25 protein-coding genes and 1 rRNA gene are annotated in these 26,579 nt (G+C 44.9%); 10 read left to right on the top strand and 16 right to left on the bottom strand.

The window, feature by feature from the left end:
• Positions 1-27: 27 nt before the first annotated feature.
• From ssbA to BR62_RS0110975, 6 genes are all read right to left on the bottom strand, one after another.
• Positions 28-546, bottom strand: coding sequence for a single-stranded DNA-binding protein SsbA (gene ssbA / locus BR62_RS0111000; protein ID WP_004392979.1), 519 nt, complete (start codon positions 544-546; stop codon positions 28-30).
• A gap of 39 nt (positions 547-585) precedes the next feature.
• Positions 586-873, bottom strand: coding sequence for a 30S ribosomal protein S6 (gene rpsF / locus BR62_RS0110995; RefSeq protein WP_004392977.1), 288 nt, complete (start codon positions 871-873; stop codon positions 586-588).
• A gap of 111 nt (positions 874-984) precedes the next feature.
• Positions 985-2,085, bottom strand: a complete 1,101-nt coding sequence (gene ychF / locus BR62_RS0110990) for a redox-regulated ATPase YchF (protein ID WP_004392975.1) — start codon at positions 2,083-2,085, stop codon at positions 985-987.
• 125 nt (positions 2,086-2,210) lie between these two features.
• Positions 2,211-4,214: a molybdopterin-dependent oxidoreductase gene (locus BR62_RS0110985; RefSeq protein WP_032870833.1), complete on the bottom strand. Its 2,004-nt coding sequence runs from the start codon at positions 4,212-4,214 to the stop codon at positions 2,211-2,213.
• Positions 4,215-4,260: 46 nt separating this feature from the next.
• The gene (locus BR62_RS0110980; protein WP_004392973.1) at positions 4,261-4,467 is read right to left on the bottom strand and encodes a DUF951 domain-containing protein; all 207 of its coding nucleotides are present in this window, start codon (positions 4,465-4,467) and stop codon (positions 4,261-4,263) included.
• Positions 4,468-4,552: 85 nt separating this feature from the next.
• Positions 4,553-5,578 carry a YkvI family membrane protein gene (locus BR62_RS0110975; protein WP_088005468.1) on the bottom strand — a complete coding sequence of 342 codons (1,026 nt, stop codon included), beginning with the start codon at positions 5,576-5,578 and terminating at the stop codon, positions 4,553-4,555.
• A gap of 143 nt (positions 5,579-5,721) precedes the next feature.
• On the opposite strand from BR62_RS0110975, the gene BR62_RS0110970 reads away from it, so the two are divergent.
• Both BR62_RS0110970 and yyaC read left to right on the top strand, forming a co-directional pair.
• Positions 5,722-6,225, top strand: coding sequence for a GNAT family N-acetyltransferase (locus tag BR62_RS0110970; RefSeq protein WP_020958120.1), 504 nt, complete (start codon positions 5,722-5,724; stop codon positions 6,223-6,225).
• Positions 6,226-6,399: 174 nt separating this feature from the next.
• Positions 6,400-7,014, top strand: a complete 615-nt coding sequence (yyaC, locus tag BR62_RS0110965) for a spore protease YyaC (protein ID WP_004392969.1) — start codon at positions 6,400-6,402, stop codon at positions 7,012-7,014.
• A 29-nt stretch (positions 7,015-7,043) separates the two neighbouring features.
• Here the strand turns inward: yyaC and BR62_RS0110960 are convergent, their stop codons facing one another.
• From BR62_RS0110960 to rpmH, 10 genes are all read right to left on the bottom strand, one after another.
• Positions 7,044-7,895 (bottom strand): ParB/RepB/Spo0J family partition protein, encoded by an 852-nt coding sequence (locus BR62_RS0110960; protein WP_004392966.1) that lies wholly within the window; start codon positions 7,893-7,895, stop codon positions 7,044-7,046.
• Entirely contained in the window at positions 7,888-8,649 is a 762-nt protein-coding gene (gene soj / locus BR62_RS0110955) for a sporulation initiation inhibitor protein Soj (protein WP_007409899.1), read from the bottom strand. Before soj ends, BR62_RS0110960 begins: the two co-directional genes overlap by 8 nt.
• A 298-nt stretch (positions 8,650-8,947) precedes the next feature.
• Positions 8,948-9,799, bottom strand: a complete 852-nt coding sequence (noc, locus tag BR62_RS0110950; RefSeq protein WP_007615083.1) for a nucleoid occlusion protein — start codon at positions 9,797-9,799, stop codon at positions 8,948-8,950.
• A gap of 121 nt (positions 9,800-9,920) precedes the next feature.
• Positions 9,921-10,640: a 16S rRNA (guanine(527)-N(7))-methyltransferase RsmG gene (gene rsmG, locus BR62_RS0110945; RefSeq protein WP_007409901.1), complete on the bottom strand. Its 720-nt coding sequence runs from the start codon at positions 10,638-10,640 to the stop codon at positions 9,921-9,923.
• Between the two features lie 13 nt (positions 10,641-10,653).
• Positions 10,654-12,540, bottom strand: coding sequence for a tRNA uridine-5-carboxymethylaminomethyl(34) synthesis enzyme MnmG (gene mnmG, locus BR62_RS0110940; protein ID WP_007615086.1), 1,887 nt, complete (start codon positions 12,538-12,540; stop codon positions 10,654-10,656).
• A 16-nt stretch (positions 12,541-12,556) separates the two neighbouring features.
• The gene (gene mnmE / locus BR62_RS0110935; RefSeq protein WP_007409903.1) at positions 12,557-13,936 is read right to left on the bottom strand and encodes a tRNA uridine-5-carboxymethylaminomethyl(34) synthesis GTPase MnmE; all 1,380 of its coding nucleotides are present in this window, start codon (positions 13,934-13,936) and stop codon (positions 12,557-12,559) included.
• A gap of 289 nt (positions 13,937-14,225) precedes the next feature.
• Positions 14,226-14,867, bottom strand: a complete 642-nt coding sequence (jag, locus tag BR62_RS0110930) for an RNA-binding cell elongation regulator Jag/EloR (RefSeq protein ID WP_032868209.1) — start codon at positions 14,865-14,867, stop codon at positions 14,226-14,228.
• The gene (gene spoIIIJ / locus BR62_RS0110925) at positions 14,864-15,613 is read right to left on the bottom strand and encodes a YidC family membrane integrase SpoIIIJ (protein ID WP_007409906.1); all 750 of its coding nucleotides are present in this window, start codon (positions 15,611-15,613) and stop codon (positions 14,864-14,866) included. The genes jag and spoIIIJ overlap by 4 nt, the downstream gene beginning before the upstream one ends.
• Before the next feature lie 160 nt (positions 15,614-15,773).
• A complete protein-coding gene (gene rnpA / locus BR62_RS0110920) occupies positions 15,774-16,124 on the bottom strand; it encodes a ribonuclease P protein component (RefSeq protein ID WP_004392944.1) in 351 nt (116 codons plus the stop codon).
• 153 nt (positions 16,125-16,277) lie between these two features.
• Positions 16,278-16,412, bottom strand: coding sequence for a 50S ribosomal protein L34 (gene rpmH / locus BR62_RS19215; RefSeq protein ID WP_003178075.1), 135 nt, complete (start codon positions 16,410-16,412; stop codon positions 16,278-16,280).
• A 621-nt stretch (positions 16,413-17,033) separates the two neighbouring features.
• Between rpmH and dnaA the strand changes: the two genes are divergently transcribed.
• The 8 genes from dnaA to BR62_RS0110880 form a co-directional block, all read left to right on the top strand.
• Entirely contained in the window at positions 17,034-18,374 is a 1,341-nt protein-coding gene (dnaA, locus tag BR62_RS0110915; RefSeq protein WP_007409908.1) for a chromosomal replication initiator protein DnaA, read from the top strand.
• A 184-nt stretch (positions 18,375-18,558) separates the two neighbouring features.
• Complete coding sequence (dnaN, locus tag BR62_RS0110910; RefSeq protein ID WP_007409909.1) at positions 18,559-19,695, top strand: DNA polymerase III subunit beta; 1,137 nt, start codon at positions 18,559-18,561, stop codon at positions 19,693-19,695.
• 134 nt (positions 19,696-19,829) lie between these two features.
• Positions 19,830-20,045: a ribosome maturation protein RlbA gene (rlbA, locus tag BR62_RS0110905; RefSeq protein ID WP_004392910.1), complete on the top strand. Its 216-nt coding sequence runs from the start codon at positions 19,830-19,832 to the stop codon at positions 20,043-20,045.
• A 15-nt stretch (positions 20,046-20,060) separates the two neighbouring features.
• Positions 20,061-21,173 carry a DNA replication/repair protein RecF gene (recF, locus tag BR62_RS0110900; RefSeq protein ID WP_007409910.1) on the top strand — a complete coding sequence of 371 codons (1,113 nt, stop codon included), beginning with the start codon at positions 20,061-20,063 and terminating at the stop codon, positions 21,171-21,173.
• Positions 21,174-21,190: 17 nt separating this feature from the next.
• Complete coding sequence (gene remB, locus BR62_RS0110895) at positions 21,191-21,436, top strand: extracellular matrix regulator RemB (protein WP_004392908.1); 246 nt, start codon at positions 21,191-21,193, stop codon at positions 21,434-21,436.
• Positions 21,437-21,492: 56 nt separating this feature from the next.
• Entirely contained in the window at positions 21,493-23,409 is a 1,917-nt protein-coding gene (gene gyrB, locus BR62_RS0110890) for a DNA topoisomerase (ATP-hydrolyzing) subunit B (protein ID WP_011996153.1), read from the top strand.
• A 215-nt stretch (positions 23,410-23,624) separates the two neighbouring features.
• Entirely contained in the window at positions 23,625-26,093 is a 2,469-nt protein-coding gene (gene gyrA, locus BR62_RS0110885; RefSeq protein ID WP_032870831.1) for a DNA gyrase subunit A, read from the top strand.
• Between the two features lie 298 nt (positions 26,094-26,391).
• Positions 26,392-26,579: ribosomal RNA gene (locus BR62_RS0110880) — 16S ribosomal RNA — on the top strand; the annotation flags it as partial.

The raw sequence follows: 26,579 nt of genomic DNA, 5'->3' as shown, positions 1-26,579 counted from the left end.
TCTCGTTATGAATATAGCGATAATCTATTAGAACGGAAGATCATCATCCGAGATGTCAATCGGCTTGCCGTCGTTGGCAAATGGATCATCATTAAAGCTGTTCCCTTGATTTCGTCTCTGGTTGTTCTGATTTCCGCCGAACGGATTATCATTTTGGCCTCCGCCAAAGTATTGGCCTCCGCCGCTGTTTCCTTCGTTGTATCCGCCTGATCCAGAACCGCCGCTGTTTTTAGGCTCAAGAAATTGAACACTTTCAGCTTGGACTTCTGTCACGAAGACACGCTGTCCCTGCTGGTTTTCATAATTTCTTGTCTGGAGTCGGCCGTCTACGCCGGCAAGGCTTCCTTTTTTAAGAAAGTTTGCAACGTTTTCGGCTTGTCTTCTCCAAGTGACACAATTAATGAAATCGGCTTCACGTTCTCCGGACTGGTTCGTGAATGTACGATTCACAGCAAGAGTAAACGTGGCGACAGCCGCACCGCTTGGCGTATAACGAAGCTCTGGGTCTTTTGTCAGTCTTCCGACTAATACAACTCGGTTAAGCATATGAAAGACCACCTTTTAACATTATATATTTCAAATTGCTTATTCTTCTTCTTTAACAACGATGTGGCGAATGATATCGTCACTGATCTTAGCTAAACGGTCGAATTCAGCAACCGCTGCAGCTTCAGACTGAACGTTTAAGATTTGATAGAAACCGTCACGGAAATCGTTGATTTCGTAAGCAAGACGACGTTTACCCCAATCTTTTGTTCCAGTGATCTCCGCTCCGTTAGAAGTCAATACGTTGTTGAAACGCTCGATAACTGCCTTCTTTGACTCTTCGTCAATGTTCGGACGGATAATGTACATAACTTCGTACTTTTTCATCTGTTTGCACCTCCTTTTGGTCTAAGCGGCCCTATAATGGGCAAGGAGCAATAATTCTATTACTCACAAGTTTATATTATACCAAAGCTCTTGTCCCTTTACAACTGTGTCCTATACATTAAATCGGAAATGAATGACATCTCCGTCTTGGACTACATATTCCTTACCTTCCAGACGCACTTTTCCGGCTTCTTTCGCTCCGGACATTCCGCCGCCTGCCAAAAGGTCTTCATAAGCAACCGTTTCAGCGCGGATAAAGCCGCGTTCAAAATCAGTGTGGATGATACCCGCACACTCAGGAGCTTTCATGCCTTTTCTGAATGTCCATGCGCGCACTTCCTGTTCGCCCGCCGTAAAGTATGTCGCAAGGCCGAGAAGAGAGTATGACGCTTTAATCAGCTGATCAAGACCTGATTCTTCAATGCCGAGCTCCTCAAGGAACATTTGCTTTTCTTCGCCTTCCAATTCAGCAATTTCAGACTCAATTTTCGCACAGACGACGATAACTTCGGCGTTTTCACCCGCGGCGTACTCCCGGATTTTCGCAACATATTCATTATCTGAAGGATCAGCCACTTCATCCTCGCTTACATTTGCTACATAAAGCACAGGTTTTGACGTAAGCAAATGAAGCTGCTTCACAAGCTTTTGCTGTTCTTCCGTAAATTCAACGGAACGGGCAGGCTTTTCTTGTTCGAAAGCTTCTTTTAATTTAGACAGAATGTCAAATTCAAAAACCGCTTCTTTGTCTTTTTGCTTAGCAAGCTTGCTTACACGCGTGATGCGTTTTTCGACTGTCTCCATGTCGGCAAGAATCAATTCAAGATTGATCGTTTCAATATCGTCAATCGGATCGACTTTCCCTGACACGTGCGTAATATTGTCATCAGCGAATGCGCGTACAACGTGGCAGATCGCATCAACCTGACGGATATGAGAAAGAAACTTATTTCCGAGTCCTTCACCTTTTGATGCGCCTTTTACGATCCCCGCGATATCAGTGAATTCAAACGCAGTCGGCACCGTTTTTTTCGGGTTCACCAATTCAGTCAGCTTTTGCAGACGTTCATCCGGCACTTCCACGATTCCCACGTTCGGATCAATTGTACAGAACGGGTAGTTGGCTGATTCGGCACCAGCCTGGGTAATTGCATTAAATAACGTCGATTTTCCGACATTCGGCAAACCGACAATTCCAGCAGTTAAAGCCATTCTTTCATCTCCTCTATATCAAACCATCATCGTATAAACGTATTGTAACCTAGAGCAATTATAAGGAGGTTCATAGGAAAAGACAAGCTGAGAAAAAAGCATTTCCCGCCCTCTCTCTCCTTAGATTATCCTTTTTTAACCGCTACCAGACAGTCAAAAAGCGTACTTCCCATTCCATTATCAGAATTTGAATCCTTTGTGAGCATGTTGACGGAGCCTCCGAATGCCGCCCACATGCCTTCATCTATATTCACCGTCTTCGGGTGAGCCTGCTTCATGATTTTCACCCTGCCGCGCAGACGGCCGCGGTCATTGTATACCTCTGCCGTATCTCCGTCTTGAAGTGAAAGCTCCTCGGCGATATCCGGCGACAGATCCACCTGAATCTGCTGAAGCTTTTCAATAAACGGCACGTGCTGTGAATGATTGGAGCGCTGCGGGTGAATGGACAGCAGCGTATACGGATATTTCCCCGCCAGTCCGGCGTCATGATAAACAGACTCCTCCGGCACTTCCAATTGAGGGAGGCCGCTGTATCCTTTCTCTTCTGCCAGTGACGAGACGAATTCAAATTTTCCGCTCGGGGTTAAAAATTGAAAATCACTCCACGGAACCTGTTTGACCGGAAGCGGCATATGTCCTTTTTCCTTTAATTGCTCAAGGGTGATTCCTTCTTTCTCCAAAGAAGAGAGCCCCATTTTTAAGAAATCTTCCGTACTGTAATCAAAGAGCTCCCCGAATCCGAGACGCTTTGCGAGTTCCGTCCAGATCCAGCGGTCTGATTTTGCCTCTCCCTGCGGTTCCGCAAGCTTCTTGCCATATTGAACATAGTGATGATACATGCTGGAATAATAAATATCTTCCTCTTCGAAAACAACGGCCGTCGGCAGCACATAGTCACAGAGCTTCGCCGTATCGGTCATGACAGAATCAATGGCCACTGTGACCGGTGTTTTTTCAAATGCTTCCTTCACTTTTTTTGTATTCGGCACCTGTGTCAGCGGATTGCCGCACGTCACGATGATCATCTCAATCGGCGGATCGGCTGCATTCAGCGCCTCTTCGGCTTGAGTCATCATCGAAAACGTTCTCGAACTTTTCTTCAGATCAGGACGGGTGAGCTCAGCCTTTGCAAAGCTTTCACCGACTTGCACATTTCCGAAGTTTGCGCCGCCGCCTTTGATACCGACATTTCCGCTCGCCGCAGCTAAAGCGTCAATCCACCGTATCGTCCCGCCCCCGTTTTTATATCTCTGCATCCCAAGACCCATAAAAGTGGAGGCGGGACCGTCAGCATATAAATCAGCAAGATATTCAATCACTTCTAAAGACGTTTCTGTTTTCTCAATGATCTCCTCAATAGAAATCGTCTGCAGAAGCTTTTCTATTTCTTCAAAACCGACCGAATGCCTTTGAATGAAATCGGAATCGGTTCTGCCGGTTTGGCATAATACTTTTAAACCCCCCGCCGCAAGCCAGCCATCCATGCCGGGTTTAACGGATATATACCGATCGGCAAGCTTTGCAGTCGGGTTAAAAATAGGATCAATGACCGTCAGTGTCGCTCCTTTTTTCTTCACCTGCTGCAGATGATGATAGAGGTGCATATTCGTCCGGGACACGTTTCTGCCCCATACGATCACATGCTTGCTGTGATAAATATCAAGCGGTCCATGCCCGTAAGAACGCCCGAAATCCCAGCGCTGCGCTTCAATGCCGGAACCCCAGCAAATGCTGCCCGCAATCTCCGTCACACCGCCGTATCCATTGAAAAAACGCTGGTCGAGCGCCTTCAAAAGACCGTTATTGGCGTAATCATGACTGTGCAGCACTGCGGCAGTGCCCAACGTCTCCTTAATCACCGCCATTTTTTCAGCAATTTCATCTAACGCCTGCTCCCAGGAAATGCGGACAAATTCGCCGTCTATCTTTTTTAAAGGAAAACGAAGCCGTTCCGGCGCATTCGTTTTCGCCTCCAGCATTCTGCCACGGCCGCAAATTTTCCCTTCCGTAATGGGATGATTCGGGTCTCCGTCTACTTTCGTCACCTTTCCATCCTCAACTGTTACCAAAAAGCCGCAGCTGTCCCAGCAATTCAGCGGGCACGCTGACTGATGCACTTTGCTCATCGGGCCTCTTCCTCTCCTCTATATGAAAAAGCATGAGCGCCAGCCCTTATGATGTAGGCTCCTCATGCTTGACGAGTACTTTTTTCAGCTTTCTCTCAAAATCTCTTCTCGGAATCATAACACTGTGGGAACAACCCGTGCATTTGATCCGAATATCCATTCCCATCCGAATGATTTTCCACCTGTTTTCACCGCAAGGATGCGGTTTCTTCATTTCAACAATATCATTCAGGCCAAAGTCTTTATCCGCCAAGACCCTTCACCTCTCTCCATAGACTGCTTTATTTATTGTACAAAAAAAGACAGGATAAGAGCAACGGCCGCACTCAAAATGAGCATTATACTTTTTTCCATCTCCCTAAAATAGGGTAAAGAAGAAGACATACCAGCAAATAAAGACTTAAAAGCCCGTAAATGGGATATAAAATCGCGATCAAATCTGAAAAACCGATTGTCGTAAAAGGCACCATCACAGCTAAAAGAAGAGATACGAGCGTCCATCTCGGCAATTTCACAAATGCAAGCATGCGGCTGGACAGCCCGAACAGACCGGTCACGGTTGTCGTATAGATGGCTAAAAAAAGCACGGCGGCCATACAAAGAAATAACGGATAAGGAGCGCCTTCAAGGACGGCGAAAAGAGGAATCTCATATTGTGTAAGACTGCCTGAAAGCTGTACAAGCGTTTCATTGTAAACAAATGAAATCATACCGAAAATCAGCCCGCTTGCAACGCTTGCGATTTTCGCTTCTCCCAGTCCCTTCATATCTTTCCCGATTGAAGAAAGAACAGCGACAACAGAAAGGATGTTTAAGGACGTGAAGGTAATGCTTGCCGGCCAATTATACTGGCGGGTCAAATCTATCGTCCACGTGTAATGATGGGTTGTCTGAAAAAAGACCAATGCATATAACAGCCCCGCTACAAGAATCGGTATCAAAATACTATTCAGAGATAATATTCCTTTTATATCCCAAAAGAATAAACCGACGGTCACAATGCAAAGAAGAAAAATACCGATCCAAAACGGCAGCTTGTACATTTGCAGCGTCACACCGCCGCCGGCAATCATAACCATCGTCATTGAAAACAAATAAAACATAATAAGCACATCATAGACTTTAGCAAGAGCCGGCCCCATCAGATGCTCAAGCACAGGTAAAAAGTGCGTTGATTGAACCCGATAGCTGATCTTCAACACAATATAAGCCGAAATCGTAAACATGACTGTAAACAATACAATAGCCAGTCCGCTTTCGACACCGAAAAACTGCCATATTTCCTGCCCGCTTGCATACCCAGCCCCAATCTGGCTGCTTAATATGAGCAGCATCCACTTCATCCCGGCTCTCCACACCCTCATCACCTCATAAAATTTCTGATAATCTCCGCATATTGCTACTATATTGAGTGACAGCGGCAATCATTCATACAAATGGGACAAATATGGTATGATATCGACGATTGACTATTCAGAAAAATTCACTTATGCAAGGAGCTCAAACCATGTACATCAGGCGTTTAACCGCAAATGATACCCAGCCTTATACCGATATCAGGCTCAAAGCTTTAAAAGATCACCCGGACGCATTTGCCGTCAGCTATGATGAGGAGAAAGAATGGCCGTCCGAAAAATTTAAAGCCAGGCTTGAAGCCGACAATGCCATCGTGCTTGGCGCCTTTGAAAAAGACAGACTGATAGGAATCCTCAAGATCTCCAAGCATCCGCTGTTTAAACTAAGACACATTGCGGTTATCGGTTCTATGTATATTTCCCCCAAACACCGAGGGTCAGGCGCGGGAAAAGCGTTAATGACGGAAGCCATCAGCCGAGCAAAAAAGATGAAGGACACAGAACAGCTCCATCTCTCTGTTACCTCAACAAATGAACCCGCAATAAAACTCTACGCTCAGTTAGGATTTATCCTCTTCTCTACAGAAAAAAGAGCGCTGAAATTAGATCATCAGCAATATGTTGATGTAGATCAAATGGTCTTATTTCTTTCATGAACTTAGAGAATAACTGCTCTGGGTTCTTTTTTCTATCCCGCTCTTTTCAAACAACCGGCATGCTGATCATGACATAAGCATAAAAAAAGGCAGCGCTGGATATACTGTAAACAACCATACATCACCAAAAACAACAATGTAATACTCGTATGACATGACAAGGAAGTGAACCTTATGAATCGAAAAGGCGGGCTTTTTTCTCAAGAACGGGCAAAACAATATGTATCTCATACGGATTCTTCTGCTGCGAATCAAATACAAGCGATCCTTACTTCATCTTTACGTAAAGCAGCCGGCAGACCGTTAGTCACCGTGTGTATCGGCACAGATCGGTCGACCGGAGATTCATTAGGTCCGCTCGTAGGAACAAAGTTAGAAAAAATGAATTTAGGCAGATTGCACGTTTACGGCACGCTGTCAGATCCTGTTCACGCCGTCAATATGAAAGACAAGCTGAAAGATATTCAACATCTACATAAAAATCCGTTTATTATAGCGGTTGATGCTTGTTTAGGCCGCGTCAAAAGCGTAGGGTCATTTCAAATCGGCGATGGGCCGCTGAAGCCCGGAGCAGGTGTTCAAAAAGATCTTCCTGAAATCGGTGACGTTCATATCAATGGAATCGTCAATGTCAGCGGGTTTATGGAGTATTTTGTCCTGCAGAATACGAGGCTTCATCTTGTTATGAGCATGGCAAATGTTTTAGCAGAGGGGTTACAGCTGACAGATAAATCAGAAGGCCGGCAGGAACGGCTCAGTCCATTTCATAAGCTGACAAGACGTATATAAAAAACCATCTTTTTTTAAAAAGATGGTTTTTACGCTTCTCTTTCAGACAATAGTTCTAGGATACGTTCAAGATCTTCATTTGAGAAAAACTCAATCTCAATCTTCCCTTTTTTCTTTTGTCTCTTAATATTTACTGTTGTTCCGAAGTAATTTTGCAAATACGATTCCCGCTCTTTTAACACCACATCTTGGACAGGTTCTTTTTTCTTTGTTTCACGTGGAACATTGTTGTTTAACTGCTGAATCAGCTGCTCAAGCTGACGGACGTTCAGCTGTTCTTCAACCACTTTCTTCACAAGCGGTTCAAGCTTGTTTTTATTTTTCAAACCAAGCAAGGTTCTGCCGTGTCCCATGGATAACGTACCTTCTGCAATGAGGTTCTGGATGCTTTCCGGCAGCGTCAGCAGTCTTAAATGGTTGGCAATATGAGGCCTGCTTTTTCCGAGCCGTTTAGCGAGCTGTTCCTGGGTTAAATCCAAATGCTTCAGCAGTGAGTCATATGCCAGAGCTTCTTCAAGCGGTGATAAGTCTTCACGCTGAAGGTTTTCCAAAAGAGCGATTTCCCGCATCAGCGATTCAGATAAATCCCGCACGATAGCCGGCACTGTCTCTTTACCGGCAAGTTTTGCGGCGCGGTAACGGCGTTCGCCGGCTACAATATCATAGCCCTTCAATGATTTTCTCACGATAATGGGCTGAAGAATGCCATGCTGAATGATGGATTCCTTCAGTTCAGCTAATGACTCATCGTCAAATTGTTTTCTTGGCTGATAAGGATTGGGGCGTAAATCACTGATTTTAATCTCTTCCACTGTCTCTTCAGACAAATCAACCTGATTAAACAACGCGTTAATCCCTTTTCCGAGCCCGCCTTTAGCCATTCGCTGCCACTTCCTTTGCTAAATCTAAATATACTTCCGCACCTCTCGAACGCGGATCGTATAATATGATCGGCTTGCCGTGACTCGGCGCCTCACTTAAACGGACATTTCGAGGGATAATGGTTTGATACACTTTATCTCTAAAGTATTTCTTTACCTCTTCTATCACTTGAATGCCGAGATTCGTTCTGGCATCAAGCATCGTCAGAAGCACTCCTTCTATCATTAAATCGGTATTTAAATGTTTTTGCACAAGCCGAACTGTATTTAATAATTGACTCAATCCTTCAAGAGCGTAGTATTCGCACTGAACCGGGATAACGACTGAATCTGAAGCGGTAAGCGCATTAATCGTTAATAACCCGAGAGACGGAGGACAATCAATAATCATGTAATCGTAATTTTGTTTCACTGATTCTAATGCTCTTTTCAGCCTGACCTCCCTTGAGATCGTCGGAACCAATTCGATTTCCGCTCCCGCAAGCTGGATCGTGGCCGGAATGACATCTAAGTTCTCTACTGAAGTCGGTTTAATAATATCTGTAACATCTGCATCATCTACTAAAATGTCGTACACACAATGATCCACATCGGCTTTTTCAATCCCTAATCCGCTCGTTGCATTGCCCTGCGGATCAATATCAACAAGAAGAACCCTTTTACCTATGTAAGCCAAGCAAGCCCCCAGATTAACAGAAGTCGTCGTCTTCCCGACTCCGCCTTTTTGGTTCGTAATTGCTATGATTTTTCCCACGATGTCACCTACCTTCACATGAACATGTACTGTCTTGTTTCTATCTTATCAAAAAAAGAGTAAAGCGTTTTATTTTTTTCATAATTTGTTTATCAGCAAGTGAAAAAAATGTAAACGAAAAAGACACTTTCTAATATAAGTTCTCCGATAAAGTGACTTTTTTGACTGTAAAAAGACAATTCACGACACAAAAAGATAAAATTTTACATATATAATGTATAGTGCACAATAAATCTATCATTATCTCAAAATAGTTTTTTGATTAAAATAAAAACTCCCCTGCTGATCAGGAGAGTTTTTACTTAGGTATCCGAATGGTAAGCTGGATGTACTCTTCGAATTCTTCTTCTTCAGTATTCAGTCTGACGCCGCTGTCTTCTACCATAGACAGTGACTGACGAATCGTATTCATCGCAATTCTTGTATCCCTGCTGAACGCTTTGCGTCTCGGCTTTGGTTTCTGCTTATTCTGTTCAAGCATTTTCACCACTCTGTCTTCCGTCTGCTTAACGTTTAAGCTTTTCTCAATGATTTCCGCAAGCAATGTGACCTGAAGCTCCGGCTGTTTGAGCGGAATCAGTGCTCTTGCATGACGTTCCGTAATTTTTTTCTCCATAATCGCATCCTGGACGGGTTCCGGGAGCTTTAACAATCGGAGCTTGTTCGCAATCGTTGACTGGCCTTTTCCTAAGCGCTGCGCCAAGGCTTCCTGTGTTAAATCATGAAGTTCTAACAGCCTTGCGTACGCATGAGCTTCCTCAATGGAGGACAATTCTTCCCTTTGCAGGTTTTCAATCAAAGCGACAGATGCTGTTTCCGTATCAGAAAAATCTTTAATAATTGCGGGAATCTTCTCCCATTCAAGCGTCTGTACCGCTCTCCAGCGCCTTTCACCCGCAATGAGCTCATATTGTCCTTCATCTTCTGTATGTCTGACAACAATCGGCTGAATGATGCCGTGTGTATGGATAGTCATTGCTAACTCTTTGATTTTTTCATCTGAGAAAATGGTGCGTGGCTGAAAACGGTTGGGAACGATAGCATGTACCGGTATTTCGAGTATCTCTTCTTTGTTTGTATCATGCTCAGCTATCTCCGGTTCCTCTTCCTTCTCACCAAACCCGAAGAAACGAGAGAATGAATGCTTCATGTACCTACACCACCTTTAAAAACTGCCATTTTTATAATTCTATTTTCTCATGGTTTTTCCTGCTGTATCTTCATCAATTTTGCAGAAAATATGATGGAATTGTCACATCAGGCTGTCTAAATTACCCTTCAATTGGCGATTTATTTGGAGTACCCGGTTTTCTCGGATATTTTTTCGGAGTGCTTTTCGTCTTGCGAATGATCATGATGTTCCGTTCACTTTCTTCAACAGGAAGTGTAAAGGAATGAACTTGTTCAAGCTCTCCTCCCAATACTTTAATCGCCTTTTGCCCCGCTTTCAGCTCTTCATCAGCTGCTGCTGCTTTTAGTGCGGCAAATACGCCGTTTTTCTTGGCCAGCGGCAGACAAAGCTCACTCAGGACCGACAGACGCGCCACCGCACGGGCCGTCACGAGATCGAAGCTTTCCCGTACGTCTTTCCGTTGTCCGAATGTCTCCGCTCTGTCATGGACAAATGTCGTATGCTCTAATTGTAAAGCATCAGAGAGAGTTTCCAAAAACGTAATCCGCTTATTCAGTGAATCGACGATGGTGACATGCAGATGCGGGAAGCAGATTTTGATGGGCAGGCTTGGAAAACCGGCGCCGGCGCCGACATCACAAAGAGTGGTGACCTTTTCAAAATCAATATAAAATGCCGCCGTTATCGAATCATAAAAATGCTTGAGATAAACTTCCTTTTTCTCAGTGATGGATGTCAGATTCATTTTTTCGTTCCATTCCACGAGCATCCGGTAATACAACTCGAATTGCTCCAGCTGGCGGTCAGAAAGGGAAATCCCTTTCTCCGCTAAACTGGATGTAAATTCCTCTATATTCATGCCGTCATCCTTTCTATTCAGCTACCTTGGCAATACGGCCCTGCTCCAGGTATACCAGCAGGATTGAAATGTCTGCCGGATTGACGCCGGAAATACGGGACGCTTGAGCAACTGATAAAGGACGCACTTCTTTCAGCTTTTGACGGGCTTCAGTAGCAATTCCTTTAATGGCGTCATAATCAATCCGATCAGGGATTTTTTTGTTTTCCATTTTCTTCAGCTTTTCCACTTGCTGCAAGGATTTTTCGATATATCCTTCATATTTCACCTGAATTTCCACTTGTTCCGCCACATCTTGCGGAACCGGAGAATCTGCAGGCGCAAGTTTTGTCACTGTTTCATAGTTCATTTCCGGACGTTTCATTAAATCTGTGCCGCGCACTCCGTCTTTCAGCTCGCTTCCGCCGAGTGAACGGATATATTCCTGATTCTCAGGAGACGGCTTGATAATAACAGACCAGAGACGTTTTTTCTCTGCCTCGATCGCCGCTTTTTTCTTCTCAAACGCTTCATAGCGCTCATCAGAAATTAAGCCGATATCGTGGCCGATTTCCGTCAGACGAAGATCCGCGTTGTCGTGACGGAGCAGCAGTCTGTATTCCGCCCGTGAAGTCAGCAGACGGTACGGTTCATTGGTTCCTTTCGTTACCAAATCATCAATCAATACACCGATATAAGCATCGGAACGGCTGAGGATCACTTCTTCTTTTCCAAGCGCTTTGCGGCCTGCGTTGATCCCTGCCATAATTCCTTGCCCGGCTGCTTCCTCATAACCTGATGTACCGTTAATTTGACCGGCCGTGTACAGGTTAGGGATTTTTTTCGTCTCCAGTGTAGGCCAGAGCTGCGTCGGTACAATCGCGTCATACTCAATCGCGTATCCGGCTCTCATCATCTGCACCTTTTCCAGTCCCGGAATGGTCGCCAGCATCCGCTGCTGCACGTCCTCAGGAAGACTCGTGGATAAACCTTGAACGTATACTTCCTGCGTATTTCTGCCTTCCGGCTCAAGGAAAATCTGATGACGCGGTTTATCATTAAACCGAACGACTTTATCTTCAATCGAAGGGCAGTATCTCGGTCCCGTTCCTTTAATCATACCGGAATACATTGGCGAACGATGCAGGTTGCTGTCGATGATCTCATGAGTCTCAGGACTCGTGTAAGTCAGCCAGCAAGGCAGCTGATCGGTAATGTATTCAACCGTTTCATATGAGAAAGCGCGCGGAACCGGGTCCCCCGGCTGGATTTCTGTTTTGCTGTAATCAATGGAATCGCTTGAGACACGAGGAGGCGTACCCGTTTTAAAACGGACGAGATCAAAACCGAGCTCCTCTAAGTGCTCAGAAAGTTTAATAGACGGCTGCTGGTTATTCGGACCGCTTGAGTAAGACAGATCACCGAGAATGATCCGCCCTCTTAAATACGTTCCGGTTGTCAGCACGACCGTTTTTGCCTTATATTCAGCACCGGTTTGCGTAATGACACCGCGGCACTCCCCGTCTTCAATGATTAAACGCTCGGCAATCCCTTGAAGAAGTGTCAAATTCGGTGTTTTTTCCAGCGTATGCTTCATTTCGTGCTGATATTGGAATTTATCCGCCTGCGCACGCAGCGCCCGTACGGCCGGACCTTTTCCTGTATTCAGCATTCTCATTTGAATATGAGTTTTATCTATATTTCTAGCCATTTCTCCGCCGAGCGCGTCAATTTCGCGGACGACAATCCCTTTCGCGGGGCCGCCGACAGACGGATTACATGGCATAAACGCAACCATATCAAGATTGATCGTCAAAACAAGCGTTTTGGCTCCCTGGCGCGCGGATGCGAGGGCAGCCTCAACACCGGCATGCCCGGCGCCGATGACAATCACGTCGTATTGGCCTGCTTCATACCCCATGGTTTTTTCCTCCCTTTTATTTACCTAAACAAAATTGTGAAAAGAGCTGATCAATTAAGCTTTCGTGGACGGCATCACCGATGATTTCGCCCAGCAGCTCCCAGCACCTTGTCAAATCAATTTGCACCATATCAATCGGAACATCCTGTTCAATTCCGTTCAGCGCATCATCAATCGCTTGCTTTGCCTGATGCAGTATCGAGATATGACGGGTGTTGCTGACATAGGTGAGATCTCCGCTTTCGATCGCTCCTGTATAAAATAGCGACTGAATCGCTTCCTCTAAATCTTGAATGCCTTCTTCTTTCAGCAATGAGGTCGTGACGACAGGCCGGCCTTTCGCCAGTTCCTTGACGCGCTCAGCGTCAATCTTAGCCTCAAGGTCCGTCTTATTCATAATGACAATGACGTCCATTCCCTCAACCGCTTCAAACAATTTCACATCTTCTTCAGAAAGCTCTTCGCTGTGGTTAAGCACAAGCAAAATGAGATCCGCTTCCTTCAGAACCTGCCGTGACCGTTCCACACCGATTCTTTCGACGATGTCTTCTGTCTCACGGATTCCGGCGGTATCGACAAGCCGAAGCGGCACGCCTCGGACATTGACATATTCCTCAATCACATCACGCGTCGTTCCCGGAATATCGGTTACGATCGCCTTCGTTTCATGGACAAGGCTGTTAAGCAGAGAGGATTTTCCGACGTTCGGACGGCCGATGATCACGGTAGACAGTCCCTCACGCAAAATTTTCCCCTGCTCAGACGTACGGAGCAGCGCCTCGATTTCTTTCTTCACGCCGCTTGCCTTCTCCACTAAAAGCTGATGCGTCATTTCTTCGACGTCATCATATTCCGGATAATCTATATTAACCTCAACATGGGCAAGTGTTTCTAACAACTCATCACGCAGACGGCGGACAAGCGCGGAAAGCCGTCCTTCCATCTGGTTCATGGCGACATTCATGGCACGGTCCGTTTTGGCCCTGATCAGATCCATCACCGCTTCCGCCTGTGATAGGTCAATCCGTCCGTTTAAAAATGCGCGCTTCGTAAACTCACCGGGTTCTGCCAGTCTCGCACCTTCTCTTAAAGCAAGCTGGAGCACCTGATTAACCGTCACAATACCCCCATGACAGTTGATTTCAATGACATCTTCCCTTGTGAATGTTCTGGGCGCTCTTAAAACAGACACCATGACTTCCTCAATAATCCGTCCCGTCGTGCTGTCCGCGATATGCCCGTAATGAATGGTATGCGATTCTGCCGAACTGAGCGTTTTGCCTTTCGGACCCTTGTACATTTTGTCGGCGATCTTTACGGCTTCCGGGCCGCTCAGCCGAACGATCGCGATCGCGCCTTCACCCATCGGAGTTGAAATCGCTGCAATTGTATCCATGCTGTTCACCTCTCTTTATCTCTGTTTCCATCTATATAAAAAATTTTATTTACGCCAAAATTAAAAGATAACATAGTTTGGTTTGAAGTGGAAGATACGTTATCCACAAAGGCAGAAATTCATCCCTTATTACTTTAACTTATCCACATGTGAATAACAATTAATTTTATTTCCTAAAACCTTTTTTATCAACAGCATAGACCGAAAAAGAAAAAACTTAAACGCAAAAAGTGCGATTCTGCTTAGGAATAGAGCCATTTTTACCAATAAAAAAACCGAAGTTCCGATTTTACCCGGACTTCGGTTTTCTGCTATCTTTATGGGAAATAACGAGATGGCGGTACCGGCCTTCACCGGTAGAAAACGTTTTGATATTTGGATGCTTTGACAGCGCGTCATGGATGATTTTTCTTTCACCTGACGGCATCGGTTCTAAATGCACATCTTTTTTCGTTTTCGACACTTGCTTGGCCAGCCTGTTTGCCAGCTGCTCCAGAATTTCTCTTCTTTTCCGCCGATAATTCTCAGCGTCGACAACGGCTTGGCGATACTGGCCGGAGCCGTGGTTCAAAACAAGCTGCGTCAATGTTTCCAGGGCATTGAGTGTTTGTCCTCTTTTGCCAATAAGCAGCGCCGCTTTTTCACCTTTAATGTGAAAACAGACTGTTTTCTTGTTTTCTTCCGTAACAATCTCAGAAGGTCCGGCAATGGAATGGATGATTTCTTCCAAATACGCTTTCGCTTCATGAACAGGATTTTTTTTCTCTTCCAGTTCTACGATCGCATTCTTTTTTCCAAAAATACCCAAAAACCCTTTGTATCCTTCTTGCACCACCGTTATTTCTACTTGATCTTTCGTCAGTTGAAGTTCCTGAAGGCCTGATTGAACTGCTTCTTCGACATTCCGTCCCGCAGCAGTCACCTTCTTCACTTTTTCTTTCCTCCCGCTTTCTGCGTTTCCGGATCGTGTTTAATGTCAGGTCCTTTAATAAGGAATGTCTGAGCAATCATAAACAGGTTTCCGACTACCCAATACAGAGAAAGCGCGCTCGGGAAGTTGATCGCAAATACGATGATCATGATCGGCATAATCCATACCATCATTGCCATTTGAGGATTCTGAGTCGGATTTCCGGCCATCATCAGCTTCTGCTGGACAAAAGTGGCCACACCGGCAACGATAGGAAGAATATAGTAAGGATCCTTCTCTCCTAGGTCAAACCATAAAAAGCTGTGCTGTGAAATGGCTTGCGTACGCATAATGGCGTGGTAGAATCCGATCAAAATCGGCATTTGAATCAGGATCGGGAAACATCCCGCCAGCGGGTTTACCCCGTGCTTTGAAAACAGGGCCATCGTTTCCTGCTGAAGCTTCTGCTGCGTTTTTTGATCTTTAGAGCTGTATTTTTCTCTGAGCTTCTGCATTTCAGGCTGCAGCGCCTGCATCGCTTTTGAGCTTCGAAGCTGCTTGATCATCAGCGGCAGAATCAGCAGACGAATTAAAATCGTAACGATGATGATCGATAAACCATAGTTATCGCCCGTCAGTTTCGCTACGTACGTAATGACTTCTGACAATGGATACACAACATATTTGTCCCAGAAATGCGGACTATTCGCCGTAATCGGCTCTTTCACACTCGAGCACCCGGCCAGCAGCACGAGCATACCGACCATACTCAGTAGTAACCATATTCTCCTTTTCAAGAACGTTTCCTCCTATACCAATCTTTATGAACCTTGTATGTATTTTAGCATCTTTCAGTTTCAAATGGCGTTCATTTTTCGCCAAATAAAAGGAAGCGCTTTTAAAAACGTGAAGAAAACAAAATATGAGCTATTTTGACGAAGATTTCTTATATAATGAGGTTTTTCTGAATAAGTGCTGCAGACTCTTTTTCGTTTCTTCAAAACTGAGGTCGCCGGCGGGTTTTCTTGCGATAATAATAAAATCTTTCGGCTTGAGCAGCTCTTTTTCCTCCTGAACAGCCTGTCTGATTAACCGCTTCACCCGATTGCGCACGACGGCATTGCCGATTTTTTTACTGACAGAAAGCCCTACCCGGAGCTCTTCCTGTTTCGGCTGATCAAGCGTATACAGCACGAACTGGCGGTTTGCCATAGACGTTCCGCGTTTAAACACTTTTTGAAAATCTTCATTTTTCTTTAACCGATTTCGCTTCTTCACTTTAATTCACTCCGATATTCACTCGCAGAAACTTTTATTTCTATCTAAAAAAAACGGGCCGCCGGAATACTGAAGAAATTTCTCCAGTACCGGGCGACGCATGACATCTCACTCTCTTAATGTGAAAAAAGACCACTGACATTATTCAGTGGCCTAAGCTGATAATACTTTTCTGCCTTTGCGGCGACGGCGTGCTAATACTAGACGACCGTTTTTTGAACTCATACGGCTTCTGAAGCCATGAACTTTACTGCGTTTACGGTTATTCGGTTGGAATGTTCTTTTCATTTATGACACCTCCCTCGAGGAATAGCTGTTAAAGACAGTCTTACTTATTATATTTGTGCTGCCTATTCATTGTCAACTTCAGCAGTGCTTTTATTTCTTACAACCATAATAGGATAACATACCTTAACCAGTTTAGAAACCTTATTTTTCATATTCCTTTTTTTAACGCAAAAAAAAAGCCGCGCTCCCCCGGAAAAACGACATGTGGATAATTTTTTTGCTTTTTTTTAATATCCACAGTCGTTATCGACAACATTTTCACATTGCTAACTCCTGTGGACAAAGATTTTTCAACAAGTTGTCAGGTTTGTGGATAAGATTACGAGAACCATTGCAAGTCCTCGCTTAATTTGATATTATATTTGTGTTTTAACTCTTAATTACTTATCCAGCCCATTCTCTTTATCCACAAACTGTGGATAAGTTGTGGATTGTTTTCACACAGCTTGTGTAGATTGTTGTCCACAACTTGTGGAATTTGTCGAAAAGCTGTTTTTCTACTATACTATATGTTTTCAACATTTCGTGTGTACGAATGGTCAGAGCCATATGCTCTTTTTTTGTGTTCTATAACAGGGAAAGGGCGCTGATTTTTAAAGAAAAGGAGGGCTGTGCCGGATAATGGAGAATATATTAGATCTTTGGAATCAAGCTCTAGCTCAAATTGAGAAAAAGCTAAGCAAACCGAGTTTCGAAACTTGGATGAAGTCGACGAAAGCCCATTCGCTGCAAGGGGATACCTTAACCATCACCGCTCCCAATGAATTTGCCAGAGACTGGCTGGAGTCCAGGTACTTACATCTCATTGCAGATACCATATACGAATTAACCGGGGAAGAATTGAGCGTCAAATTTGTCATTCCTCAAAATCAGGACGAAGAAAACTTTCTACCGAAACCGCAAGTGAAAAAAGCGGCAAAAGAGGAACCGTCTGATTTTCCCCAAAGCATGCTCAACCCGAAATATACATTCGACACATTCGTCATCGGATCGGGAAACCGATTCGCCCATGCAGCATCACTGGCTGTGGCGGAAGCACCCGCTAAAGCGTACAACCCTTTATTTATATACGGGGGAGTCGGCTTAGGAAAAACCCACTTAATGCACGCGATCGGCCATTATGTCATTGATCATAATCCTTCAGCCAAAGTGGTGTACCTGTCTTCTGAAAAATTCACAAATGAATTCATCAACTCAATCCGCGATAATAAAGCCGTTGATTTCCGCAACCGCTACCGGAACGTTGATGTACTTTTGATAGATGATATTCAATTTTTAGCCGGAAAAGAACAAACACAGGAAGAGTTTTTCCATACATTCAACACGCTTCATGAAGAAAGCAAACAAATCGTGATTTCCAGCGACAGACCGCCGAAAGAGATCCCGACCCTTGAAGACCGCCTGCGTTCGCGGTTCGAATGGGGATTGATTACGGATATCACACCGCCGGATCTGGAAACGCGGATTGCCATCCTGAGAAAAAAAGCGAAGGCGGAAGGCCTTGATATTCCGAACGAGGTCATGCTTTACATCGCGAATCAGATTGACAGCAACATCCGCGAACTGGAAGGGGCATTAATCCGGGTTGTCGCCTATTCATCTTTAATCAATAAAGACATTAACGCAGACCTGGCTGCAGAAGCATTGAAAGATATTATTCCGTCTTCTAAGCCGAAGGTCATTACGATAAAAGAGATTCAGCGGATTGTCGGACAGCAGTTCAACATTAAGCTTGAAGATTTCAAAGCGAAAAAGCGCACGAAATCCGTGGCGTTCCCAAGACAAATTGCGATGTATCTTTCAAGAGAAATGACAGATTCTTCTTTGCCTAAAATCGGGGAAGAATTTGGCGGGAGAGACCATACAACCGTCATTCACGCCCATGAAAAGATTTCAAAACTGCTGATTGATGACGAGCAGCTTCAGCAGCAGGTGAAAGAAATAAAAGAACTGCTTAAATAATAGTGCCCTCGGATGAATCGGGGAAAGTGTGAATAACTTTTTCATAGCCATACACAGTCTGTCCACATGTGGATAGGCTGTGTTTCCTGTCTTTTTCACAACTTATCCACAAATCCACAGGCCCTACTATTACTACTGCTATTTTTAAAATATATTAATTATATTATCCGTTAGGAGGATAAACATGAAATTTACGATTCAAAAAGATCGTTTAGTCGAAAGTGTACAAGACGTTCTAAAAGCCGTTTCATCCAGAACCACAATTCCCATTCTCACCGGTATTAAGATCGTCGCCTCAGATGAAGGGGTATCTTTCACAGGAAGTGACTCTGATATTTCAATCGAGTCATTCATTCCGAAAGAAGATGATGATAAAGAAATCGTGACGATCGATCAGCCAGGAAGTATCGTGCTGCAAGCGCGTTTCTTCAGCGAAATCGTTAAAAAACTTCCGATGGCGACTGTTGAAATCGAAGTTCAAAATCAATATTTAACGATTATCCGTTCCGGAAAAGCCGAATTTAATTTAAACGGCCTTGATGCAGATGAATATCCGCATCTGCCGCAAATCGAAGAGCATCACGCCATTCAGATTCCGACGGATCTTTTGAAAAACCTGATTCGCCAAACCGTGTTCGCTGTGTCCGCCTCAGAAACACGCCCTATCTTGACAGGTGTAAACTGGAAAGTCGAAAACGGTGAATTATTATGCACTGCCACGGATAGCCACCGACTCGCTTTAAGAAAGGCGAAGCTTGATATTCCGGAAGACAGCTCTTATAACGTGGTCATTCCTGGGAAAAGCTTAACCGAGCTGAGCAAAATTCTTGATGACAACCAAGAACTGGTTGATATCGTCATTACAGAAACTCAAGTTCTGTTCAAAGCGAAAAACGTATTGTTCTTCTCAAGATTGCTTGACGGAAACTATCCGGACACGACCAGCTTAATTCCGCAGGAAAGCAAAACGGAAATCGTCGTAAACACGAAGGAATTTTTACAGGCGATAGACCGTGCTTCTTTATTGGCGAGAGAAGGCCGCAACAACGTTGTAAAGCTTTCTGCCAAACCGGCGGATTCGCTGGAGATTTCATCAAATTCTCCGGAAATCGGGAAAGTGGTCGAAGCTGTGCTGGCTGACCAGATTGACGGCGAGGAATTAAATATTTCATTCAGTCCAAAATATATGATGGACGCACTGAAAGTACTTGAAGGAGCGGACATCCGTATCAGTTTTACGGGAGCGATGAGACCGTTTCTTATCCGTACGCCGAATGATGAAACCATCGTTCAGCTCATCCTTCCGGTCAGAACGTATTAATCAAACAGAATGTGCTGCCGGCTTAGTTCGGCAGCTTTTCTATTCATCAGCCGCTCCCTCAAGTTTTCCCTTTCCTTATTTCAGGATTTTTTAGTACAATTAGATATTAGTGATATTTGAAAGAGGTCGATAATATGGCAAATCCGATTTCGATTGATACAGAAATGATTACGCTTGGCCAGTTTTTAAAATTAGCCGATGTGATTCAGTCCGGCGGCATGGCGAAGTGGTTTCTGAGCGAGCATGAGGTGACTGTCAACAATGAACCTGACAATCGCCGCGGCAGAAAGCTTTACGTTGGAGACGTGGTCGCGATTGAAGGATTTGGTTCATTTCAAGTCGTCAATTAAAGCGGGTGACAGCGGTTGTATATCCAAAATTTAGAATTAACATCCTACCGTAATTATGAGCGCGCTGAGCTTCAATTCGAAAACAAGGTGAATGTGATCATCGGGGAAAATGCCCAAGGCAAAACCAATCTGATGGAAGCCATCTATGTCCTTTCGATGGCAAAATCACACCGCACCTCAAATGACAAAGAACTTATACGGTGGGACGAAGACTATGCTAAAATAGAAGGAAGAGTGATGAAGCGTAACGGGGACATCCCGATGCAGCTTGTCATCTCCAAAAAAGGTAAAAAGGGCAAGGTCAATCATATAGAGCAGCAAAAACTCAGTCAGTATGTCGGAGCGCTGAACACCATTATGTTTGCCCCTGAGGATTTAAATCTCGTCAAAGGAAGCCCTCAGGTGAGGAGGAGATTTCTCGATATGGAGATCGGGCAGGTTTCTGCCGTTTATCTGTATGATTTATCTCTTTATCAAAAAATCCTTTCACAGCGGAATCATTTTCTGAAACAGCTGCAAAGCCGGAAACAGACTGACCGGACTATGCTTGACGTTCTCACTGATCAGCTGATTGAAGCAGCCGCAAAAGTTGTCGCCAAACGTCTGCAGTTTACGGCGCAGCTTGAAAAATGGGCGCAGCCGATCCATTCCGGCATTTCCCGGGGACTTGAAGAACTGACGCTTAAGTACCACACGGCGCTTGATGTATCAGATCCCAAAGATTTGTCGAAAATAGGTAACAGCTACCAGGAGTCTTTTTCGAAATTAAAAGAAAAAGAAATAGAACGAGGCGTCACATTATTCGGACCGCATCGGGATGATGTCCTTTTTTATGTGAACGGACGCGATGTGCAGACGTACGGTTCACAGGGACAGCAGCGTACGACGGCTTTGTCTTTGAAGCTGGCCGAAATAGATTTGATTCATGAAGAAATCGGAGAATACCCCATTTTACTTTTGGATGATGTACTAAGCGAGCTGGATGATTACCGACAGTCCCATTTGCTTCATACGATCCAAGGCCGTGTGCAGACATTTGTCACCACGACAAGCGTGGATGGCATTGACCACGATACCTTACATCAAGCAGGAATGTTCCGTGTGGAAAACGGTACGTTAGTGAAGTGAAGAAATGAGGTGAGCGATTGTATATTCATTTAGGTGACGACTTTGTCGTTTCAACACGCGATATCGTCGGCATTTTTGACTGCAAGGTCAATGTATCGCCGATCGTTGAAGAATTTCTGGACAGACAGAAAGAAAAAGTAGTGCCGTCCGTAAACGGCACGCCAAAGTCTATCGTAGTCACGACTGAGAATATATATTACTCTCCCTTATCTTCCGGCACACTGAAGAAACGTGCGCAATTTATGTTAGAAATAGATTCTTAGCGGATCTTTACAATGAATATATCGTTTAAGAAAAGTGTAGGTGAATGTGCATGGCTATGGAACAGCAGCAAAATAGTTATGATGAGAATCAGATACAGGTATTAGAAGGTTTGGAAGCTGTTCGAAAGAGACCGGGGATGTACATCGGATCAACTAACAGCAAAGGCCTTCACCACTTGGTGTGGGAAATCGTCGACAACAGTATTGACGAAGCCCTGGCCGGTTATTGTACAGATATTAACATCGAGATTGAAAAAGATAACAGCATTACCGTTAAGGACAACGGGCGCGGAATTCCGGTCGGTATCCAGGAGAAGATGGGCCGCCCTGCGGTTGAAGTTATCATGACCGTTCTCCACGCCGGCGGTAAATTTGACGGAAGCGGATATAAAGTATCCGGCGGTCTTCACGGTGTAGGGGCATCTGTCGTAAACGCCTTGTCGACCACTCTTGACGTTACGGTTCATCGTGACGGAAAAATCCACTATCAGGCGTACGAGCGCGGTGTACCTGTGGCCGATCTTGAAGTGATCGGTGATACTGATAAGACCGGAACGATTACGCACTTCGTTCCGGATCCGGAAATCTTCAAAGAAACAATCGTATACGACTATGATCTGCTTTCAAACCGTGTCCGGGAATTGGCCTTCCTGACAAAAGGCGTAAACATCACGATTGAAGACAAACGTGAAGGACAAGAACGGAAAAACGAGTACCACTACGAAGGCGGAATCAAAAGCTATGTTGAGTACTTAAACCGTTCCAAAGAAGTCGTTCATGAAGAGCCGATTTATATCGAAGGCGAGAAAGACGGCATAACGGTTGAAGTTGCATTGCAATACAACGATAGCTATACAAGCAATATTTATTCTTTCACGAATAATATCAACACATACGAAGGCGGGACGCACGAAGCCGGATTTAAAACCGGTCTGACCCGTGTCATAAACGACTATGCAAGAAGAAAAGGGATTTTCAAAGAAAATGATCCGAATTTAAGCGGGGATGATGTGAGAGAAGGGCTGACTGCCATTATTTCAATTAAGCACCCTGATCCGCAATTCGAAGGGCAGACGAAAACCAAGCTCGGCAACTCCGAAGCGAGAACGATCACTGATACGCTGTTTTCTTCTGCGCTGGAAACATTCCTTCTTGAAAATCCGGACTCAGCCCGCAAAATCGTTGAAAAAGGTTTAATGGCCGCAAGAGCGCGGATGGCAGCGAAAAAAGCGCGGGAATTGACCCGGCGCAAAAGTGCGCTTGAGATTTCCAATCTGCCGGGCAAACTGGCGGACTGTTCTTCTAAAGATCCGAGCATTTCCGAGCTGTATATCGTAGAGGGTGACTCTGCGGGCGGATCAGCGAAACAGGGACGGGACCGTCATTTCCAAGCTATTCTGCCGCTGCGCGGTAAGATTCTGAACGTTGAGAAAGCCAGACTTGATAAGATTCTCTCAAACAATGAGGTCAGATCAATGATCACGGCCCTCGGAACAGGAATCGGAGAAGATTTTAATCTTGAAAAAGCGCGTTATCATAAAGTGGTCATCATGACGGATGCCGATGTTGACGGCGCCCACATCAGAACGCTTTTATTAACGTTCTTCTACAGATACATGCGGGAAATCATCGAAAACGGCTATGTCTACATTGCCCAGCCGCCGCTTTATAAAGTGCAGCAGGGAAAACGGGTGGAATACGCTTATAATGATAAGCAGCTTGATGAGCTGTTAAAAGAACTTCCGCAATCACCTAAGCCCGGCCTCCAGCGTTATAAAGGTCTTGGAGAAATGAACGCGACTCAGCTTTGGGAAACGACAATGGACCCTGCGACCAGAACGCTTCTGCAAGTTAATCTTGAAGATGCAATGGACGCTGACGAGACTTTTGAAATGCTGATGGGTGACAAAGTAGAACCGCGGAGAAACTTCATAGAAGCAAACGCCAGATACGTGAAAAATCTTGATATTTAACCAAGAAAGCCTTATTTTCGTTAAGAAATAAGGCTTTTTTCTCAAAGCGGCTTCTAAAGCCTCTGAAAACCCGCAAAACCCGTATATTCTACTAAATTAATGTGTATAAACACAAGTTTATTGATATAATGGAGAATAGTGAAATCGTATTGAAGATCATAATGGACAATCTACTCCCACATTATTTCATGTGATACTTCAGGGAGGTTTTTTTAATGAGTGAACAAAACACACCACAAGTACGTGAAGTCAATATCAGTCAGGAAATGCGGACATCCTTCCTGGACTATGCAATGAGCGTTATCGTATCCCGGGCGCTTCCGGATGTGCGTGACGGTCTGAAGCCGGTTCACAGACGGATTTTGTACGCGATGAATGATTTAGGCATGACCAGTGACAAACCATATAAAAAATCTGCCCGTATCGTCGGTGAAGTTATCGGTAAGTACCACCCGCACGGTGACTCAGCGGTTTACGAATCAATGGTCAGAATGGCGCAGGATTTTAACTACCGCTACATGCTTGTTGACGGACACGGCAACTTCGGTTCGGTTGACGGCGACTCAGCGGCTGCGATGCGTTACACAGAAGCGAGAATGTCAAAAATCGCAATGGAAATCCTCCGGGACATTACGAAAGATACGATTGATTATCAAGATAACTATGACGGCGCAGAAAGAGAACCTGTCGTCATGCCTTCGAGATTTCCGAATCTGCTCGTCAACGGAGCTGCCGGTATCGCGGTCGGAATGGCGACAAATATTCCTCCGCATCAGCTTGGGGAAGTCATTGAAGGCGTGCTTGCCGTAAGTGAGAATCCTGAGATTACAAACCAGGAGCTGATGGAATACATCCCGGGCCCGGATTTTCCGACTGCAGGTCAGATTTTAGGCCGGAGCGGCATCCGCAAGGCATATGAATCCGGACGGGGATCCATTACGATCCGGGCTAAGGCTGAAATCGAAGAGACATCATCGGGAAAAGAAAGAATTATTGTCACGGAACTTCCTTATCAGGTGAACAAAGCGAGATTAATTGAAAAAATCGCAGATCTTGTCCGGGACAAAAAAATCGAAGGAATTACCGATCTGCGTGACGAATCCGACCGTAACGGAATGAGAATCGTCATTGAGATCCGCCGTGACGCCAATGCTCACGTCATTTTGAATAACCTGTACAAACAAACGGCCCTGCAGACGTCTTTCGGAATCAACCTGCTGGCGCTCGTTGACGGACAGCCGAAGGTACTAAGCCTGAAACAATGTCTGGAGCATTATCTTGATCACCAGAAGGTTGTGATCCGGCGCAGAACGGCTTACGAACTCCGCAAAGCGGAAGCGAGAGCTCACATTCTGGAAGGTTTAAGAATTGCTCTCGATCATTTAGATGCCGTTATTTCTCTTATCCGCAATTCCCAGACGGCTGAAATTGCGAGAACAGGTTTGATCGAACAATTCTCACTGACTGAAAAACAAGCGCAAGCCATTCTGGATATGCGCCTTCAGCGATTAACCGGTCTGGAGCGCGAAAAGATTGAAGAGGAATATCAATCACTTGTTGCGCTTATCGCCGAGCTGAAAGATATTTTAGCCAATGAAGCAAGAGTTCTTGAGATCATCCGTGAAGAACTTAATGAAATCAAAGAGCGTTTCAATGATGAGAGACGCACTGAAATCGTGACGTCCGGTCTTGAAACAATTGAAGATGAAGATCTTATCGAGAGAGAAAATATCGTCATCACACTGACCCATAACGGCTATGTTAAACGTCTCCCGGCGTCCACATACCGCAGCCAAAAACGGGGCGGAAAAGGCGTACAGGGAATGGGAACGAATGAAGATGACTTTGTGGAACACTTAATTTCCACATCAACGCACGATACGATCCTGTTCTTCTCTAATAAAGGGAAGGTATACCGTTCTAAAGGATATGAAATCCCTGAATACGGCCGTACGGCAAAAGGCATTCCGATTATTAACCTTCTGGAGGTTGAAAAAGGCGAATGGATTAATGCTATTATTCCGGTCAGCACGTTTGATGAGGAGCAATACCTCTTCTTTACGACCAAACAAGGGGTGTCGAAACGTACGGCACTGTCCCAGTTTGCGAATATACGGAATAACGGGCTGATCGCCCTAGGTCTCCGGGAAGACGATGAACTGATGGCCGTCCGCCTGACTGACGGCAAGAAACAAATCATCATCGGAACGAAGAACGGTTTGCTGATCCGTTTCCCTGAAGCAGATGTAAGACAAATGGGACGCACAGCTGCGGGTGTTAAAGGCATCACGCTGACAGACGATGATGTCGTGGTAGGCATGGAGATTCTTGAAGAAGACTCCCATGTCCTCATAGTGACAGAAAACGGCTACGGCAAACGCACACCGGCTTCAGAATACAGAGTTCAAAGCAGGGGCGGAAAAGGCCTTAAAACATGTAAAATCACTGACAGCAACGGTCCGTTAGTAACCGTGAAAGCAACAAAAGGCGAAGAGGACTTAATGATTATTACGGCAAGCGGCGTGTTAATCAGAATGGATATTAATGATATCTCCACTACGGGACGCGTAACACAAGGCGTCCGTCTGATCCGCATGTCTGATCAAGAGCATGTAGCCACTGTGGCGCTTGTGGAAAAGAATGAAGAAGAGCCGGAAGAAACGGAAGAAACGGAAGAAGTATAAACGTAGAAGCGCAGCTGTAGCAGGCTGCGCTTTTACTATATAAAGAAATGAAAAAAAGCTTTGACACATAGTGATGATGCTGATATAATCATTTTTGTTGTCTTTTTAATAGAAAGGCAAGCCTAGCGAAAATATTTTTTAAAAAAGTATTGACCTAGCAAACTGAAAATGTTATGATTAAGAGGTCGCTTCGAGAGAAGCAACAAAGTTCTTTGAAAACTAAACAAGACAAAACGTACCTGTTAATTCAAAGTTTTAAATAAATCGCACAGCGATGTGCGTAGTCAGTCAAACTACTTTATCGGAGAGTTTGATCCTGGCTCAGGACGAACGCTGGCGGCGTGCCTAATACATGCAAGTCGAGCGGACAGATGGGAGCTTGCTCCCTGATGTTAGCGGCGGACGGGTGAGTAACACGTGGGTAACCTGCCTGTAAGACTGGGATAACTCCGGGAAACCGGGGCTAATACCGGATGGTTGTTTGAA

Origin of the sequence: Bacillus sp. UNC69MF (genome assembly GCF_000746035.1) — a bacterium.
Classification (GTDB): Bacteria; Bacillota; Bacilli; order Bacillales; family Bacillaceae; genus Bacillus; species Bacillus velezensis.
This window is presented reverse-complemented; position numbering and strand designations above follow the sequence as displayed.

Coding starts and splice junctions, on each gene's coding strand:
- ssbA (WP_004392979.1), bottom strand. CDS start 546: ATGCTTAACCGAGTTGTATTAGTCGGAAGACTGACAAAAGACCCAGAG.
- rpsF (WP_004392977.1), bottom strand. CDS start 873: ATGAAAAAGTACGAAGTTATGTACATTATCCGTCCGAACATTGACGAA.
- ychF (WP_004392975.1), bottom strand. CDS start 2,085: ATGGCTTTAACTGCTGGAATTGTCGGTTTGCCGAATGTCGGAAAATCG.
- BR62_RS0110985 (WP_032870833.1), bottom strand. CDS start 4,214: ATGAGCAAAGTGCATCAGTCAGCGTGCCCGCTGAATTGCTGGGACAGC.
- BR62_RS0110975 (WP_088005468.1), bottom strand. CDS start 5,578: ATGAGGGTGTGGAGAGCCGGGATGAAGTGGATGCTGCTCATATTAAGC.
- BR62_RS0110970 (WP_020958120.1), top strand. CDS start 5,722: ATGTACATCAGGCGTTTAACCGCAAATGATACCCAGCCTTATACCGAT.
- yyaC (WP_004392969.1), top strand. CDS start 6,400: ATGAATCGAAAAGGCGGGCTTTTTTCTCAAGAACGGGCAAAACAATAT.
- BR62_RS0110960 (WP_004392966.1), bottom strand. CDS start 7,895: ATGGCTAAAGGCGGGCTCGGAAAAGGGATTAACGCGTTGTTTAATCAG.
- noc (WP_007615083.1), bottom strand. CDS start 9,799: ATGAAGCATTCATTCTCTCGTTTCTTCGGGTTTGGTGAGAAGGAAGAG.
- rsmG (WP_007409901.1), bottom strand. CDS start 10,640: ATGAATATAGAGGAATTTACATCCAGTTTAGCGGAGAAAGGGATTTCC.
- mnmG (WP_007615086.1), bottom strand. CDS start 12,540: ATGGGGTATGAAGCAGGCCAATACGACGTGATTGTCATCGGCGCCGGG.
- mnmE (WP_007409903.1), bottom strand. CDS start 13,936: ATGGATACAATTGCAGCGATTTCAACTCCGATGGGTGAAGGCGCGATC.
- spoIIIJ (WP_007409906.1), bottom strand. CDS start 15,613: ATGGTCGGTATGCTCGTGCTGCTGGCCGGGTGCTCGAGTGTGAAAGAG.
- rpmH (WP_003178075.1), bottom strand. CDS start 16,412: ATGAAAAGAACATTCCAACCGAATAACCGTAAACGCAGTAAAGTTCAT.
- dnaA (WP_007409908.1), top strand. CDS start 17,034: ATGGAGAATATATTAGATCTTTGGAATCAAGCTCTAGCTCAAATTGAG.
- dnaN (WP_007409909.1), top strand. CDS start 18,559: ATGAAATTTACGATTCAAAAAGATCGTTTAGTCGAAAGTGTACAAGAC.
- rlbA (WP_004392910.1), top strand. CDS start 19,830: ATGGCAAATCCGATTTCGATTGATACAGAAATGATTACGCTTGGCCAG.
- gyrB (WP_011996153.1), top strand. CDS start 21,493: ATGGAACAGCAGCAAAATAGTTATGATGAGAATCAGATACAGGTATTA.
- gyrA (WP_032870831.1), top strand. CDS start 23,625: ATGAGTGAACAAAACACACCACAAGTACGTGAAGTCAATATCAGTCAG.